The 16,191-nt window shown below is 70.8% G+C and carries 14 protein-coding genes; 8 read left to right on the forward strand and 6 right to left on the reverse strand.

Annotated features, from left to right (window positions below; translation table 11 throughout):
• Positions 1 to 5: 5 nt before the first annotated feature.
• From LRD69_RS19105 to LRD69_RS19130, 6 genes are all read right to left on the reverse strand, one after another.
• Positions 6 to 1,961 (reverse strand): APC family permease, encoded by a 1,956-nt coding sequence (locus LRD69_RS19105; RefSeq protein ID WP_277327799.1) that lies wholly within the window; start codon positions 1,959 to 1,961, stop codon positions 6 to 8.
• A 78-nt stretch (positions 1,962 to 2,039) separates the two neighbouring features.
• Entirely contained in the window at positions 2,040 to 3,119 is a 1,080-nt protein-coding gene (locus LRD69_RS19110) for a 2-oxoacid:ferredoxin oxidoreductase subunit beta (RefSeq protein WP_277327800.1), read from the reverse strand.
• Positions 3,112 to 5,085: a 2-oxoacid:acceptor oxidoreductase subunit alpha gene (locus LRD69_RS19115; protein WP_277327801.1), complete on the reverse strand. Its 1,974-nt coding sequence runs from the start codon at positions 5,083 to 5,085 to the stop codon at positions 3,112 to 3,114. The genes LRD69_RS19110 and LRD69_RS19115 overlap by 8 nt, the downstream gene beginning before the upstream one ends.
• 260 nt (positions 5,086 to 5,345) lie before the next feature.
• Positions 5,346 to 6,005, reverse strand: coding sequence for a response regulator transcription factor (locus LRD69_RS19120; RefSeq protein WP_277329787.1), 660 nt, complete (start codon positions 6,003 to 6,005; stop codon positions 5,346 to 5,348).
• A 229-nt stretch (positions 6,006 to 6,234) separates the two neighbouring features.
• Positions 6,235 to 7,590, reverse strand: coding sequence for a sensor histidine kinase (locus LRD69_RS19125; protein WP_277327802.1), 1,356 nt, complete (start codon positions 7,588 to 7,590; stop codon positions 6,235 to 6,237).
• A 185-nt stretch (positions 7,591 to 7,775) separates the two neighbouring features.
• On the reverse strand, positions 7,776 to 8,969 hold the full coding sequence (locus tag LRD69_RS19130) for a sensor histidine kinase (protein ID WP_277327803.1): 1,194 nt from the start codon (positions 8,967 to 8,969) through the stop codon (positions 7,776 to 7,778).
• Between the two features lie 177 nt (positions 8,970 to 9,146).
• Between LRD69_RS19130 and LRD69_RS19135 the strand changes: the two genes are divergently transcribed.
• From LRD69_RS19135 to LRD69_RS19170, 8 genes are all read left to right on the forward strand, one after another.
• Positions 9,147 to 9,548 carry an NADH-quinone oxidoreductase subunit A gene (locus LRD69_RS19135; RefSeq protein ID WP_277329788.1) on the forward strand — a complete coding sequence of 134 codons (402 nt, stop codon included), beginning with the start codon at positions 9,147 to 9,149 and terminating at the stop codon, positions 9,546 to 9,548.
• Positions 9,539 to 10,171, forward strand: coding sequence for an NADH-quinone oxidoreductase subunit B (locus tag LRD69_RS19140; protein WP_277327804.1), 633 nt, complete (start codon positions 9,539 to 9,541; stop codon positions 10,169 to 10,171). The genes LRD69_RS19135 and LRD69_RS19140 overlap by 10 nt, the downstream gene beginning before the upstream one ends.
• An 83-nt stretch (positions 10,172 to 10,254) precedes the next feature.
• Positions 10,255 to 11,601 (forward strand): NADH-quinone oxidoreductase subunit C, encoded by a 1,347-nt coding sequence (locus LRD69_RS19145; RefSeq protein ID WP_277329789.1) that lies wholly within the window; start codon positions 10,255 to 10,257, stop codon positions 11,599 to 11,601.
• Positions 11,598 to 12,566 (forward strand): complex I subunit 1 family protein, encoded by a 969-nt coding sequence (locus tag LRD69_RS19150; RefSeq protein ID WP_277327805.1) that lies wholly within the window; start codon positions 11,598 to 11,600, stop codon positions 12,564 to 12,566. The genes LRD69_RS19145 and LRD69_RS19150 overlap by 4 nt, the downstream gene beginning before the upstream one ends.
• Entirely contained in the window at positions 12,566 to 13,183 is a 618-nt protein-coding gene (locus tag LRD69_RS19155) for an NADH-quinone oxidoreductase subunit I (protein ID WP_277327806.1), read from the forward strand. The genes LRD69_RS19150 and LRD69_RS19155 overlap by 1 nt, the downstream gene beginning before the upstream one ends.
• Complete coding sequence (locus tag LRD69_RS19160; RefSeq protein ID WP_277327807.1) at positions 13,180 to 13,761, forward strand: NADH-quinone oxidoreductase subunit J; 582 nt, start codon at positions 13,180 to 13,182, stop codon at positions 13,759 to 13,761. The genes LRD69_RS19155 and LRD69_RS19160 overlap by 4 nt, the downstream gene beginning before the upstream one ends.
• The gene (gene nuoK / locus LRD69_RS19165; protein ID WP_277327808.1) at positions 13,761 to 14,168 is read left to right on the forward strand and encodes an NADH-quinone oxidoreductase subunit NuoK; all 408 of its coding nucleotides are present in this window, start codon (positions 13,761 to 13,763) and stop codon (positions 14,166 to 14,168) included. The genes LRD69_RS19160 and nuoK overlap by 1 nt, the downstream gene beginning before the upstream one ends.
• Positions 14,165 to 16,165 (forward strand): NADH-quinone oxidoreductase subunit L, encoded by a 2,001-nt coding sequence (locus LRD69_RS19170; RefSeq protein ID WP_277327809.1) that lies wholly within the window; start codon positions 14,165 to 14,167, stop codon positions 16,163 to 16,165. The genes nuoK and LRD69_RS19170 overlap by 4 nt, the downstream gene beginning before the upstream one ends.
• Positions 16,166 to 16,191: the final 26 nt, after the last annotated feature.

A 16,191-nucleotide genomic window follows, 5' to 3' on the forward strand; every position in this document is an offset into this window, starting at 1 on the left:
CGGGCTCAGTCGGGCTGAGGGGCCCCGCCCTCCTCCAGCGTCCGCAGCGCCCGCGCGACGTCGAACGGCAGGATCGTCACGGCCACGTTCGGCAGCTGCCCCAGCGCCTTGGCCATCTGCTCGCCGGTGCCCCGGTGCAGCATCTTCCCGAGCGCGTTCGGGTACAGCCGCCTCGGCACGAGCACCGTCAGCGACGTCTCGCCGTCCGCGGTGGTGCGGGCCGCGAGCTCCCTCATCGCATGACGCAGCCGCCGGTCCGGGCACGCCACCACCTCCAGCGACACGGTGGTGGCGGCCGTCGCCTCCCACTGCGCGGCCAGCCGTCTGCCGTGCGCCTCGTCGATCGAGAAGTGCACCGCCCGGATCTCGTCCGGGCGCAGCTCATGGGCGTACCGCAGTGCCTTCAGCGTGGCCAGGTCCAGCGACTCGACGAGGACGAAGACGAGATGGCGCCGGACCCGCGGCCGGTCGGCGCCCGGGGCCTGGATGCTTTTCAGCGCGGCGGCCTCGCGCCGGTACTCGCGGTTGATCCGCATGAGCCCCCAGACGCCCAGCGGGAAGATCACCACGACCAGCCAGGCGCCCTCGGTGAACTTGGTGACCGCGAAGATCAGCACCACGGCGGCCGAGATGACCGCGGCCAGCCCATTGACCGCGATCTTCAGCCGGCGGTAGGGCTCGCGGCGGCGTAGGTGGTACGCCGTGAGGCCGGATCCCGCCATGGTGAACGCGGTGAACACGCCGATCGCGTACAGCGCCACCAGTCTGTCCACGCTGGCGCCGGTCGCCAGCAGCAGCGCCAGAGAGACGACGGTGAGCGAGATGATCCCGTTGGAGAACGCCAGCCGGTGGCCGCGCCGGGTCAGCACCCGCGGCAGGAACCGGTCCGCAGCCACGAAGCTGGCGAGGAACGGGAAGCCGGTGAACGGGGTGTTGGCGCCCGTATAGAGGACCAGTGCGGTCGCCAGCTGCACGAAGACCAGCCCGATCGTCCCCAACGGCCCGCCGCCGAAGGCGAGATGGGCCTCCTGCGCGATGACGGTCGGTGTGCCGTCGGTGTACGGCACGGCGTGCGTGAAGTGCGCAAGGGTGGAGACGCCGAGGACGAGGGTGCCGAGCACACAGCTCATCACGATGAGGGTGCGGCGGGCGTTGCGGCCCTGCGGTTCGCGGAAAGCGGAGATGCCGTTGGAGATCGCCTCCAGCCCGGTGAGCGACGAGCCGCCGTTGGCGAAGGAGCGCAGCACGATGAAGAGCGAGGCACCGTACAGCCAGCCGTTGCCCGGCGTGCCCAGCGGCACCACCCCGTCCGCGTGCAGATCGGCGTGCGGCAGCCCGCCCGTCAGCGCGCGCACTCCGGCGGCGACGAGCACCAGACCGACCGCGGTCATGAAGAGATAGGCGGGCAGCGCGAAGGTCCGGCCCGCCTCGCGCACGCCCCGCAGATTCCCGTAGGCGAGCAGCACGATCACCCCGGCGGAGACCGGGAGCTGCAGATGGTCCAGCCCGGTCCAGCCGCCCCCGACCAGATGGGCGAGCGAGATGAGGGCGTTGGTGCCGGCCGACACCTGGACGGCGACGGTCACGATGTAGTCGACGAGCAGTGCCACGGCGGCGATCTGGGCGATGTTCGGCCCGAAGTTCTCCCGGGCGACGACATACGAACCGCCCGCCCGCGTGTAGATCATGACGACGTCGCTGTAACAGAGCGTCAGAAGCAGCAGGACGAGCAGGATCGCGCCGGTCACCGGCATGAGCAGGGTGAAGGCCGCCGCGCCGACGACGGGCACGAGGACCCGCAGCATCTCCTCGGAGCCGTACGCCGATGAGCTGATGCAGTCGGAGGCGAGCACCCCGAGCGCCGTCCGGTTGTTCAGCTTCTCGTCGCTGATGCGCTCGGTGGTGAGGGGCTTGCCGAGCAGATGCCGTTTGATGCGGTACGCGGGACGGTCCAGGGCCATGGCCACATGAGAACGGGTGCCGGGCCGGGAGCGGTGAAGACTCCCCGGCCCGGCACCCGTTCGGTGCGTCCGTCCGCCCTACCCGACGACTGTCCAGTTGTCGTTGCCCGCGAGCAGCGCGGCCAGGTCGCCCTTGCCGTTCTGTTCGATCGCGGTGTCGAGCTGCTCGGCCATCTGCGTGTCGTAGACCGGTCGCTCGACGCTGCGCAGTACCCCGATCGGGGTCTGGTGCAGGGTGTCGGGGTCGGCCAGCCGGGACAGCGCGAACGCCGTGGTGGGGCTGGCGGCATGCGCGTCGTGGATCAGGACCTGCGACTCGTTCTCCGCGGTGACCTCGACGACCTTGAGATCGCCGGTGGCCGGGTCGCGTACGACACCCTTGGACTGCCCGGCGCCGAAGCGGATCGGCTGCCCGTGCTCCAGCCGGATCACCGCGTTCTCCGCCTGGTCCTTGTCCTTGAGGACCTCGAAGGCGCCGTCGTTGAAGATGTTGCAGTTCTGGTAGATCTCCACCAGCGCCGTGCCCGGGTGGGCCGCGGCCTCGCGCAGCACGCTCGTGAGGTGCTTGCGGTCGGAGTCCACCGTGCGGGCGACGAACGAGGCCTCCGCGCCGAGAGCCAGCGACACCGGGTTGAAGGGGGCGTCGAGCGAGCCCATCGGCGTCGACTTGGTGATCTTGCCGACCTCGGAGGTGGGGGAGTACTGCCCCTTGGTGAGCCCGTAGATCCGGTTGTTGAAGAGCAGGATCTTGAGGTTCACATTGCGGCGCAGCGCGTGGATGAGGTGGTTGCCGCCGATGGACAGCGCGTCGCCGTCACCCGTGACGACCCAGACGGACAGGTCGCGCCGCGACGAGGCCAGGCCCGTGGCGATGGCCGGGGCGCGGCCGTGGATCGAGTGCATCCCGTACGTGTTCATGTAGTACGGGAACCGGGAGGAACAGCCGATGCCGGAGACGAAGACGATGTTCTCCTTCGCCAGACCGAGCTCGGGCATGAAGCCCTGCACGGCCGCGAGGACCGCGTAGTCACCGCAACCGGGGCACCAGCGCACTTCCTGGTCGGACTTGAAGTCCTTCATGGACTGCCTGGCCTCGGCCTTGGGCACCAACTGCAGGGCGGGGAGCCCGGTAGGCAGTGCCTGGTCGGTGTTAGGCATCGATGGCCTCCTTGAGAGCTGCGGCGAGCTGCTCGGCCTTGAACGGCATGCCGTTGACCTGGTTGTAGCTGTGGGCGTCGACCAGATACTTCGCCCGGACGAGCGTGGCCAGCTGGCCGAGGTTCATCTCCGGGACGACCACCTTGTCGTAACGCTTCAGCACCTCGCCGAGATTCCGCGGGAACGGGTTGAGGTGGCGCAGATGGGCCTGTGCGATCGGCTGCCCCGCCGCGCGCAGCCGGCGGACGGCGGCGGTGATGGGGCCGTACGTGGAGCCCCAGCCCAGGACCAGGGTCCGGGCGCCGGAGGGGTCGTCGACCTCCAGATCGGGGACCTCGATGCCGTCGACCTTGGCCTGGCGGGTGCGGACCATGAAGTCGTGGTTCGCCGGGTCGTACGAGATGTTGCCGGTGCCGTCCTGCTTCTCGATGCCGCCGATGCGGTGTTCGAGACCGGGGGTGCCGGGGACGGCCCACGGGCGGGCCAGCGTCTGCGGGTCGCGCTTGTACGGCCAGAAGACCTCGGTGCCGTCGGCCAGCTCATGGTTGGGCCCGGTGGCGAACTGCACCTGCAGGTCCGGGAGTTCGTCGATCTGCGGAATCCGCCAGGGCTCGGAGCCGTTGGCGAGGTAGCCGTCGGAGAGCAGGAAGACCGGCGTGCGGTAGGTCAGCGCGATCCGGGCCGCGTCGAGCGCGGCTTCGAAGCAGTCGGCCGGGGTCCGCGGGGCCACGACCGGCACCGGGGCCTCACCGTTGCGCCCGTACATGGCCTGGAGCAGGTCGGCCTGCTCGGTCTTGGTCGGCAGACCGGTGGACGGCCCGCCGCGCTGGATGTCGACGATGATCAGCGGCAGTTCGAGCGAGACGGCGAGGCCGATGGTCTCCGACTTCAGGGCCACCCCGGGCCCGGACGTCGTCGTCACGGCGAGCGAGCCGCCGAACGCCGCACCGAGCGCGGCACCGATGCCCGCGATCTCGTCCTCCGCCTGGAAGGTGCGGACGCCGAAGTTCTTGTGCTTGCTGAGCTCGTGCAGGATGTCGGAGGCCGGGGTGATCGGGTACGAGCCCAGGTAGAGCGGCAGATCCGCCTGCCGGCTCGCGGCGATCAGCCCGTACGACAGGGCGAGGTTCCCGGAGATGTTCCGGTACGTGCCGGTGGGGAAGGTGTGCGCCGCGGGCGCCACCTCGTAGCTGACCGCGAAGTCCTCGGTCGTCTCCCCGAAATTCCAGCCCGCCCGGAAGGCGGCCACGTTCGCCTCGGCGATCTGCGGCTTCTTGGCGAACTTCGACCGCAGGAACGCCTCGGTGCCGTCGGTGGGCCGGTGGTACATCCAGGAGAGCAGTCCGAGCGCGAACATGTTCTTCGAGCGCTCGGCCTCCTTGCGGGAGAGCCCGAACTCCTTCAGCGCCTCGATCGTCAGCGTCGTCAGCGGCACCGGATGGACGTTGTACGCCTGCAGCGAGCCGTCCTCCAGCGGACTGGTCTCGTAGCCCACCTTCGCCATCGGGCGCTTGGTGAACTCATCGGTGTTGACGATGATTTCGGCGCCGCGCGGCACATCGTCGATGTTCGCCTTCAGCGCCGCGGGGTTCATCGCGACCAGCACGTTCGGGGCGTCGCCCGGCGTGAGGATGTCATGGTCGGCGAAGTGCAACTGGAACGAGGAGACGCCCGGCAGGGTACCTGCGGGGGCCCGGATCTCGGCCGGGAAGTTCGGCAGCGTCGACAGGTCGTTCCCGAAGGACGCCGTCTCCGAGGTGAACCGGTCACCCGTGAGCTGCATGCCGTCTCCGGAGTCACCCGCGAAGCGAATGATCACCCGGTCCAGGCGGCGGATCTCTTTCCCGTCGGCACCCGGTTTGTCGGACTGGGGGGCTCGCTGCTCCCCGAGAACAGCCTCACTGGCCTGATCGGCGTCATTGGCCTCATCGGCCTGGTCGGCTGGGCTACTGACCTGACTGGTCACTGAACTGGACCTCCCTCGGGGCGGCGGCTCGGGACCGTCCGGCCCACCGGCGGTCCCAAAGCCCACCCTACGTCGGTAAGGGTCGCCTTCCTTGGACCGGTCACATACTGGACGCCACTATGAGACGCCTTTTTATTCCGCATCGCCATATTTCGTGAACCCCCCGGGGCTGTCCGTCCGCATGGCCGGCTGTTCACGGGCGCTCCTTCCTGCTTCCGGGCCCGCAGCTCCGGCCGTTTTCCTGACAGGGTGTCAGGCCGTCAGGAGTTGAGGTAGGTCAGCACGGCCAGAACCCGTCGGTGGTCCCCCTCGCTGGGCGACAGGCCGAGCTTCAGGAAGATGTTGCTGACGTGCTTCTCCACCGCGCCGTCGCTCACCACCAGCTGCTTCGCGACCGCCGAGTTCGTCCGCCCCTCCGCCATCAGGCCGAGCACCTCGCGCTCGCGCGGCGTCAGCCCGGCCAGCACATCCTGCTTACGGCTCCGGCCCAGCAGCTGCGCCACCACCTCAGGGTCCAACGCCGTACCGCCCTGCGCCACCCGGACCACGGCGTCCACGAACTCGCGGACCTCGGCGACCCGGTCCTTCAGCAGGTAGCCCACGCCGCGGCTGCTGCCCGCCAGCAACTCGGTGGCGTACCGCTCCTCGACGTACTGTGAGAGGACGAGCACCCCGATGCCCGGGTACTCCTTGCGCAGCCGCACCGCCGCCCGCACGCCCTCATCGGTGTGCGTCGGCGGCATGCGCACATCGGCGACGACGACATCCGGCAGCTCCCCCTGCGCGGCAAGATCATTCACCGTGCTGATCAGCGCCTCGGCGTCCCCCACCCCGGCGACGACGTCGTGCCCGAGATCGGTCAGCAATCGGGTGAGTCCCTCCCGAAGCAGTACCGAATCCTCGGCGATGACCACCCGCACCCTGTCCTCCACCACGACGCTGTATCCCCCACTGCTGCTCTCCGCCGGCGAAAGGCCGGCGACATCCGCCCTCTGGTGCCTCCAGCATCCCAGCATCGGTCCGCGGATGGGGGCTGTGGCGGACGGTCGTGTGCCGGGTGGGGCAAGGGGCGGTCGAAGCGCCCGGACGGGTGTCCGGGCGCCTGGAAACCGTGCGTGACTGCGCGCGCACTCTGGGTACGGGTCTGTTTCAGCCGCGCCAGGGGAGCTCGGCCGTGACCCTCGTCGGCCCGCCCACCGGGGAGTCGACGACGAGGACACCGTCCACCGCGTCCAGCCGCTCGGTCAGACCGGCGAGACCACTGCCCGCCGCAGGATCCGCACCGCCCCGGCCGTTGTCGGTGACCTGGAGCATCAGCCGGTCCGCAGCCCGCCACACGTCGACCGTCGCACGCGTCGCATGCGCATGCTTGCTGACGTTCTGCAGCAGCTCGGACACGGTGAAGTAGGCGATGCCCTCGATCGCCTGCGCCGGCCGCGAGGCCAGATCCACATCGACCGACACCGGGACGGTGCAGCGGGAGGCGACGGCGGACAGTGCGGCGTCGAGGCCGCGGTCGGTGAGGACGGCGGGGTGGATGCCGCGGGCGAGGTCGCGGAGTTCCTGGAGGGCGACCTTGACCTCGCCGTGTGCCTCGTCGACCATGCGGGCGGCGGCTTCCGGGTCCTCGGCGAGCTTCTCCTTCGCCAGCCCCAGATCCATGGCGAGGGCGACGAGGCGGGCCTGGGCGCCGTCGTGCAGGTCCCGCTCGATGCGGCGCAGGTCGGCGGCGGCCGTGTCGACGACCACCCCGCGGTCCGACTCCAGCTCGACGACGCGCGACGCCAGCCGGGACGGTCCCAGCAGCCCGTAGACCATCACCCGGTCCACGGACGCCAGACCGCGGATGATCCACGGGGTGAGCAGGACGAGTAGAAGGCCGAACACGCAGGTTGCCGCCAGCTCGAAGGGCGAGTCGAGATAGACGCTGTGCGTGGTGTCGCCGTACAGCTGGATGCCGTCGACGCCCGCGTACACCGGGAAGACCCACTGCCACAGCGGGTACGTGAACGCCGCCCACCCGCACGACCAGAACGTCAGCGAGACGCTGAAGGCGAACACCGCCCACGGGAAGTGCAGCAGCGCGTAGAGCAGATGCCGCCAGGACACCCCGCTCTTCAGGACCGCGCCCACCCAGGACATCAGCCCGCCCGTCCGGCTGCGCGCCGGCGCCGGGTCCGCCACCTCCAGCCGCAGCAGGCCGCGTGCCCGGGCCCGCTCCATCGCGCCGAAACCGCGGCACATGGCCAGACCGAAGGCGAGGAGCGGGATGCCGAGGAAGGTGATCAGCAGACCCGCGCTCAGTGAGGTCAGGGTGACTGCGAAGCTGAAGAACACCACGCTGATCGGCAGGCTCAGCAGCAGATAGCCGAACTCGCGCCATGTCCTCGCCTCCAGCGGCGCCCGCAGCACCGCCGGGAAGAAGTGCTTCACCGGGGGATGGTTCTCCGAGCCGGCACCGGACCGCCGATGGTCCCGGGTGTCCGGTCCGTATGCCGTGGCCATGGGTGCCATCCGTTTCTTCTGCTCGGCAGTGGTCGTCTCGGCTGTGGTTCGTCTGGAACAGCCCGTGCAGCGGGCGGATACGTCAAGGGTGCTGGGGCGCGGGGCGCCGCACCATGAGGGCGGTATCCCTCTTCGGGCGGGGGTTTTCCCCACCCCGCACCGCGGCACGGTCCGGGAGAAGGGCCTCAAGCGCGTTTCGCGGCGCCGGAGCCGTCCCGGTCCCGCCAGGGCAGCTCCGCGGTGACCGTCGTCGGCCCGCCGGCCGGCGAATCGAGGACGAAGAGCCCGTCGACCGCCCCCAGCCGCTCCGCCAGCCCCGACATTCCCGTACCGCCGTCCATCCGTGCCCCGCCCCGGCCGTCGTCGCTGACCTGGATCAGCAGCCGTTCCCCCGACCGCCACACCTCGACGGACGCCGAACGCGCCCCGCTGTGCTTGCTGACGTTCTGCAGCAGCTCGGACACGGTGAAGTAGGCGATGCCCTCGATCGCCTGCGCCGGCCGCCCCGGCAGGTCCACGCCCACCTGCACCGGGACGGTGCAGCGGGAGGCGACGGCGGACAGCGCGGCGTCGAGGCCGCGGTCGGTGAGGACGGCGGGGTGGATGCCGCGGGCGAGGTCGCGGAGCTCCTGGAGGGCGACCTTGACCTCGCCGTGTGCCTCGTCGACCATGCGGGCGGCGGCTTCCGGGTCCTCGGCGAGCTTCTCCTTCGCCAGACCGAGCCCCATGGCGAGGGCGACGAGGCGGGCCTGGGCGCCGTCGTGCAGGTCCCGCTCGATGCGGCGCAGGTCGGCGGCGGCCGTGTCGACGACCACCCCGCGGTCCGACTCCAGCTCCGCGATCCGGCGCTCCAGCTCGTCCGAGGGCGAGAGCAGTCCGCGCGCCATCGCCCGGTCCGCGTTGGTGAGCAGACGTGCCGTGAACGGCAGCACCGGCCACAGGACGAAGAGACTCACGAACGTCACCGTGAACGTGAGCACCCCCCAGGGCAGCCGGATGAACGAGTACAGCACCGCCCGCCAGCCCACCGGGTCCTTGAGGCTCGACCACAGCCAGGGGAAGAACCCCTGGTCGCGGTGGACCGGCGCCATCGAGCTCGGCTCGTCGATCCGGACCCCGAGCAGCGCCCTGGCCCGGCCCCGCTCCGCCCTGCCGAGCAGCCGCGCGCCCTGCAGCCCGGCGGCGAGCAGTGGCAGACCGATGACCGTGACGGCAAGCCCCACGCCGACACCGATCATGAACACTGTGTAAACAAACCCGGCAATCGCCATCGGCAGATTGGCCAGGAGATACGAGATCTCCTTCCACGTCCACGGATCGAGGGCGATGCGGGCAGGCGGCAGCCGGTCGCTGTCGGGCGCCGGGGGGCTCATGGTCATGGGCCCAGCCTGCCGGGCCGGACCTGCGCACGCCATGGGGTTCGTAGGTGAGGTGAGGTAGGGATAACCCCCCGATCCCAGACGCGGCTGCTTACCGTCTCTTTAACAGGGCCTAGACTCCCGTGCGTACAGATCGTCGAACAGGTATGAGGGAGCGGAGGGGCGGACGTGGCCTACGTGGCGGACCTGCCGGAATCGACCGTTCTCGCGTCGGACTACTTCCACAGCTACTCGGTGATCGGGCTGCTCGCACTGATCGGCGTGCTGTTCGTGGCCGTCGCCTTCGGAGCCGGACGACTGCTGCGCCCCGTGGTGCCGACACCGGAAAAGCTCCTCACGTACGAGTGCGGCGTGGACCCCGTGGGTGAAGGATGGGCACATACCCAGGTCCGTTATTACGTCTATGCCTTCCTGTACGTGATCTTCGCCGTCGACTCGATCTTCCTCTTTCCATGGGCGACCGTATTCGCCGCTCCCGGATACGGCGCGACGACGCTGGTGGAAATGTTCATCTTCCTCGGTTTCCTGGCCGTGGGACTGCTCTACGCATGGAAGAAGGGCGTCCTCGAATGGACGTGACGAGCCCGCAGACCCCGGAGCCGCAGCCCCGGCCCGAACCGACCCTGCTGCCGGAGCCGAAGCGGCTCGGCGTGCTGTCCCGGCTCGCGCCGGAGCCGATGAAGGTGGTCCTCAACTGGGGGCGCCGCTACAGCCTCTGGGTCTTCAACTTCGGGCTCGCCTGCTGCGCGATCGAATTCATCGCCGCCTCCATGGCCCGGCACGACTTCATCCGGCTCGGCGTGATCCCGTTCGCGCCCGGCCCCCGCCAGGCCGACCTCATGATCGTCTCCGGCACGGTGACGGACAAGATGGCCCCGGCCGTGAAGCGGCTGTACGAGCAGATGCCCGAGCCCAAGTACGTCATCTCCTTCGGTGCCTGCTCGAACTGCGGCGGCCCGTACTGGGACTCGTACTCCGTGACCAAGGGCGTCGACCAGATCATCCCCGTCGACGTCTACGTACCCGGCTGCCCGCCGCGCCCCGAGGCGCTGCTCCAGGGCATCCTCAAGCTGCAGGAGAAGATCGCGCGCGAGTCGCTGGGTGCGCGGTACGCGACGGAGGGCGGCAGCCGTCCCTCCACCGCCGCGCTGCGCAGCGGCCTGGTCGCGGCCCCGCCGGCACCGGGGGAGGACCGACAGTGACCAGCACGCCCGACAGCACGCCTGCCGACGTCCCGGCCGGCGCCGCACCCGGCAGCACCCCTGCGGCCGACGCGTACGACAGCCTGCCGGATGCCGTCACCACCCTCTTCGGCGACGGAGCCGCGGCGGAGCACGCGTACGACCTGCTGACCGTCGACGTCCCGGCCACCGCTTGGATCACCGCGCTCGAAACGGCCCGCGACCGGCTGGGCTGCACCTACTTCGACTGGCTGAGCGCCGTCGACGAACCGGGCACCGGATTCCGCGTCTGCGCCCACGTGGCCGCCCCGGCACCCGGCACGGTACGCCGACTCCTGATCCGTACGACCGTCCCGCACGACGCTGCCGTTCTTCCCACGGCAGTCGGCGTCTACGCGGGCGCCGCCTGGCACGAGCGCGAGACGCACGAAATGTTCGGCATCGGCTTCGAGGGCCATCCGCACCTGGTGCCGCTGCTGCTGCCCGAGGGCTTCGAGGGCCACCCGCTGCGCAAGGACTTCGTGCTGGCGGCCCGGGTCGCCAAGGCATGGCCGGGCGCCAAGGAGCCGGGCGAGTCCGAACACGGCGGTCCGAAGCGACGCACGATGTTGCCGCCGGGTGTCCCCGACCCGAACGAATGGGGCCCCCTGAAGGGCCAGCTCCCACCCGCCCCGGCCCGCCCGGCCCGCGCCGCGAGGGCCGCAGGCGACCGCCCGGTACGCCGCGCCCGCAGCGTGAGCGAGGGCTCGGCGAGCCAGCAGCCGGAGACACCGGCACCGGCCACGGGCACGGAGACCCCACCCACGACCGCGACCCCACGCCGCACCCGCAGCGCATCCCAGGGTTCGGCGAGCCAGCAGCCGTCGGCGGAGCCGGCAGCGGCAACGCCGCAGCCCGAGGCGCGCAAGGCGGTGGAGCCGGGCGCGGCGGCGCCGGAGCCGGCAACCCCGGAGGCCGACGAGTCCGCAGCTGCCGGTCCTGAAGCGTCGAAGCCGGCAGCGGTTCCCGGCCCGGAGACCGACGAGTCCGCGGCCTCCCGCCCGGAAGTGCCGAAGTCGGCAGCGGCGACCCCGGAGGCCGACGAGTCCGCGCCGACGCAGGCGGCGCCGCAGCGCCGTAGTCCGGACGCGCCCTGGCACCACGCGCGCCCTGCTTTCGACGCGCCCGCCGACACCCCCTCCACCGACTCCGGCACCCCCTCCGACACCTCTGGCCCCGAACCGGGCACCTCTCAGTGCCCCCGTCCTTCGGGGAGCGGGGGCCCGGAGGCGGAGCCGCCGGTCCGGGAAAGGGAGGGCAGGGGAGAGGCACCGCGCCCCACCCCGGACACCCCCGACACCGCACCCCCCACGGACACCCCGGGGGACACCCGGGACCGGGACCGGAACCGGCCCGAACCCCCCGACCAGCCCGACACACCCGATCACCCCGCCGGAGGCGATACCGCGTGAACGACGTACTCGACGTCGCCCTCCGGCTCATCATCGTCTTCGCGGTGTTCATGGTCGTCCCCCTCGTCGTGGGCCAGACCGAGCACAAGGTGATGGCGCACATGCAGGGCCGCCTCGGCCCCATGTACGCGGGCGGCTTCCACGGCTGGGCCCAGCTCGTCGCCGACGGGGTGAAGTTCGCCCAGAAGGAAGACATCGTCCCGGCCGACGCCGACCGCCGCATCTTCCAGCTCGCACCCGCCGTCGCCCTCCTCCCGTACCTCCTCGTCCTCGTCGCCATCCCGATCGGTCCGAGCGAGGGCGCCGTCGGGCAGGTGGTCGACGCCGGCATCTTCTTCGTGCTCGCCGTCATGGGCGTCGGCGTGCTCGGCTCGCTGATGGCGGGCTGGGCATCGGCCAACAAGTTCTCCCTCCTCGGCGGGCTCCGCACCGCCGCCCAGCTCCTCGCGTACGAACTGCCGATGCTGCTCGCCGCCGCCTCCGTCGCGATGGCCGCCGGCACCGTCTCCCTCCCCGGCATCGTCAATGCCTTCGAGTGGTGGTGGCTGCCCTGGCAGATCGTCGGCGCCCTGGTCTTCTTCGTGGCCGGCCTCGCCGAGCTGCAACGCCCGCCGTTCGACATGCCGATCGCCGACTCGGAGATCATCTTCGGCGCGTACACCGAGTACACCGGTCTGCGCTTCGCCCTGTTCCTGCTCGCCGAGTACGCGGGCATCGTCGTCCTGTGCGGACTGACCACCGTCCTCTTCCTCGGCGGCTGGCACGGACCGCTCGGCGCCGACGGACTCGGCTGGGTCTGGACGCTCCTCAAGACCGCGGTCCTCGCCTTCGTCATCATCTGGCTGCGGGTGAGCTATCCCCGCCTCCGCGAGGACCAGCTGCAGAAGCTCGCCTGGACCACGCTCATCCCGCTCGCTCTCGCGCAGATCGCGCTCACCGGCATCGTGAAGGTGGCGATCAGCTGATGTCTCCGATCCCCGGCTCCGGCCTGGCCAAGGGCCTGGCCGTCACCCTGCGGACGATGACGAAGAAGACGGTCACCGCGCAGTACCCGGACGTCCAGCCCGAACTTCCGCCGCGCTCCCGCGGCGTCATCGGGCTGTTCGAGGAGAACTGCACGGTCTGCATGCTCTGCGCCCGTGAGTGCCCCGACTGGTGCATCTACATCGACTCCCACAAGGAGACGGTGCCCGCCGCGGCCCCGGGCGGCCGCGAACGCAGCCGCAACGTCCTGGACCGCTTCGCGATCGACTTCTCGCTCTGCATGTACTGCGGCATCTGCATCGAGGTCTGTCCTTTCGACGCGCTGTTCTGGTCGCCGGAGTTCGAGTACGCGGAGACGGACATCCACGACCTCACCCATGAGCGGGACAAGCTCCGCGAGTGGATGTGGACGGTGCCCGAACCGCCCGCGCTCGACCCGGGGGCGGAGGAGCCGAAGGAGATCGCCGCCGCCCGCAAGACGGCGGAGAAACTCGAAGCCCAGCGCGCCCAGGCGGCCCAGCAGGCAGAAGAGGCCCAGGACGCCCCGCAGACCCAGCAAGCAGCCCAGCCGGCCCAGGAAGAAAAGGGGGAGGAGTGACCCCCGCAGTCACCGTGGCCACCGCAGCCACGACGGCCGCCACGGCCCACCCCGGCTTCCTCTCCCCGACCGGTGTCGAGATCGCCTTCGTCCTGGTCGGCATCGCCACCCTCGGCGCGGCCCTCGTCACCGTCACGACCAAGCAGCTGGTGCACGCCGCCCTCTGGCTGGTCGTCGCGCTCGGTGGCCTCGCCGTCGAGTACCTCCTGCTCACCGCGGAGTTCATCGCCTGGGTGCAGGTACTGATCTACGTCGGTTCCGTGGTCGTCCTCCTTCTCTTCGGGCTGATGCTCACCAAGGCCCCCATCGGCCGCTCCCCGGACGCCGACTCCGGCAACCGCTGGGTGGCTCTCGGCGTGGCGGTCGCCGCCGCGGCCGCGCTCGTCTGGGTCGTCGTGGACGCCTTCCGCGCCACCTGGATCGACCTGGACGGACCGGCCCAGGGCTCCACCGAGGTCACCGGCGCGTTCCTCTTCCGGCACTGGGTCCTGCCCTTCGAAGCACTCTCCGTCCTGCTCCTCGCCGCCCTCGTCGGCGCGATCGTCCTGTCCCGCAAGCGCAGTAAGGAGCAGAGCTGATGCACCTCGCCTATCCCGCCGTGCTCGCCGCCCTCCTCTTCTGCACCGGGCTGTACGGAGTCCTCGCCCGCCGCAACGCGATCCTGGTCCTGATGTCCGTCGAGCTGATGCTCAACGCCGTCAACCTCAACCTGGTCGCCTTCGACGTCTGGCTCCGCGACGCCCTGCACTCCGGCCAGGCCCTCACCCTCTTCACCATCGCCATCGCGGCGGCGGAGACCGGCATCGGCCTGGCAATCGTTCTCGCCGTCTACCGCAACCGCGGCAGCTCGGCCGTCGACCGCCTCCGCGACACCGCCGAGACCGACGCCGCCGAAGAGCTCCCCGGCGACGGGCCCGACACCGGCACCGAAGACCAGGCCACTGCTCCGGCAGGGAAGGCAAAGAAGGCAGAGGCCACCGCGTGACCACCACGACCCTCGCCGTCCTCGTTCCCCTCCTTCCGTTCCTCGGCGCCGCAGCCGGTCTGCTACTCGGCCGTACCGCCCCCGGCTACGTGCGCCCCCTCGCCGTCCTCCCCACGCTCGTCGCAGCCGCACTCGCCGTCGTCGTCGCCGCACGCCAGGGCGGTGGACCAGCCATCGACGCCGCGACCCGGCTCACCCCCACCGGCTCCGTCCCGGTCGACCTCGCCCTGCACCTCGACGGCTTCGCCGTCCTCGTCGCCGTCCTGGTCGGACTCGTCGCGACCTGCGTGCAGATCTACTCGACCGCCTACCTGCGCGACGACCCCCGCTACCCCTCGTACGCGGCCCTCGTCTCCCTCTTCACCGCCGCGATGCTTCTCGTCGTCTACTCCGGCGACCTGATGGTGCTGATGGTCGGCTGGGAAGTCATGGGCATCTGCTCGTACTTCCTCGTCGGCCACTACTGGGAGACGCCCGAAGCACGCGCCGCCTCCCTCAAGGCCTTCCTGGTCACCAAGCTCGGCGACGTCCCCTTCCTGATCGGGCTGTTCGCGCTCGCCGCCGACACCGGCACCTTCCGGATCACCGGCATCCTCGGCGCCGTCGCCAACGGCGGCCTGGACCACCCCACCGTCATCGCCCTGCTGCTCCTCGCGGGTGTCGCCGGCAAGTCCGCACAGTTCCCGCTCCACACCTGGCTGCCCGACGCGATGGCCGGCCCGACCCCCGTCTCCGCGCTGATCCACGCGGCGACGATGGTCGCCGCCGGTATCTACTTCGTGGCCCGGCTCCTGCCCGTCTTCGCCGAGTCCGGCGCCGCCCTCGTCGTCCTCGCCGTGATGGCGGCGGTCACGATGATCGGCTCGGGACTGGCAGCGCTCGCCCAGGACGACATCAAGCGCGTCCTCGCCTACTCGACGATCGGCCAGCTCGGCTACATGTCCGGGGCACTGGCCGTCGGCGACCGCGGGGCCGCCGTCTTCCACCTCCTTTCGCACGGTGCGTTCAAGGCCGTTCTCTTCCTCGCGGCCGGCGTCGTCATCCACGCCGCCGGAACCAACTCCCTGTCCGCCATGTCACGCATGGGCGGACTGGGGAAGCGCATCCCGGACGCCTACTGGACGATGACCGTCGCCCTCCTCGCCCTTGCCGCCATCCCGCCGTTCGCCGGCTTCTTCTCCAAGGAAGCCGTCCTCGTCGCCGCCGAACACACCGCACTCGGGGAACGGCACGTCGCCCCGGCCGCCGCCGGCTGGACCGTCCTCGTCGCCGGTCTGCTCGCCGCCGTCCTCACCGCCGCGTACGCCACCCGCCTCTGGCTCCTCGCCTTCCGCGGCCGCGGTGCCGAGGCCCCCGACCACGGCAGGCAGCCCGTCGCGATGACCGCCGTGCTGTGGGTCCTCGCCGTCCCCACCATCGGCTTCGGACTGACCGTCGGCGTGATCACCGACTGGTTCGACGGCCACAGCCTCACCCCGTCCGTGACCACCGCCGTCCTCTCCACGGGCGTCGCCCTAGTCGGCGGCCTGGTCACCTACGGAGCCTGGCGCCACACCACGGCCCTCGCCGGCCGCATCTCCGTCGGCGCCGTCATCGCCCACCCCGACGCCGAACCCGCACTCGTCGAGGCCGAGGCCATGACCCACCACACCGCCGGCTACGGCGACACCCCGGGTACCCCAGACCCGGCCGACCCGGGCCGTCTGCTGCTCGGCCCGCTGCACCGCCACGCCGCCACCGGTTTCCACCTGGACGCCCTCTACGCGAAGGTGTTCGTCCGCCCCGTCCGGGCCGCGGCGAGCCTCGTCCGCTTCCTGGACCGCGAGGTCGTCGACACCTACGTACGCGGCTCCGGCACCGGCGCACGCTGGCTCGGCACCGCCGTCCGACGTGCCCAGACCGGCAATGTGCAGACCTACCTCAGCGCACTGCTCGCCGGTTCCCTTGTCCTGGCGATCGCCGCCGTCGTTTTTGCCAACGTCAACGCCGGGTCGTGAGCCGTGATCGATATCAGCGAATCCGT

This window comes from Streptomyces sp. JH14, from assembly GCF_029428675.1.
Taxonomy (GTDB): Bacteria; Actinomycetota; Actinomycetes; order Streptomycetales; family Streptomycetaceae; genus Streptomyces.

Bases quoted from the DNA above. Each gene is read 5' to 3' on its own strand.
- LRD69_RS19155 (WP_277327806.1), top strand. From the start codon at position 12,566: ATGTCTCCGATCCCCGGCTCCGGCCTGGCCAAGGGCCTGGCCGTCACC.
- LRD69_RS19105 (WP_277327799.1), bottom strand. From the start codon at position 1,961: ATGGCCCTGGACCGTCCCGCGTACCGCATCAAACGGCATCTGCTCGGC.
- LRD69_RS19110 (WP_277327800.1), bottom strand. From the start codon at position 3,119: ATGCCTAACACCGACCAGGCACTGCCTACCGGGCTCCCCGCCCTGCAG.
- LRD69_RS19130 (WP_277327803.1), bottom strand. From the start codon at position 8,969: ATGACCATGAGCCCCCCGGCGCCCGACAGCGACCGGCTGCCGCCTGCC.
- LRD69_RS19140 (WP_277327804.1), top strand. From the start codon at position 9,539: ATGGACGTGACGAGCCCGCAGACCCCGGAGCCGCAGCCCCGGCCCGAA.
- LRD69_RS19125 (WP_277327802.1), bottom strand. From the start codon at position 7,590: ATGGCCACGGCATACGGACCGGACACCCGGGACCATCGGCGGTCCGGT.
- nuoK (WP_277327808.1), top strand. From the start codon at position 13,761: ATGCACCTCGCCTATCCCGCCGTGCTCGCCGCCCTCCTCTTCTGCACC.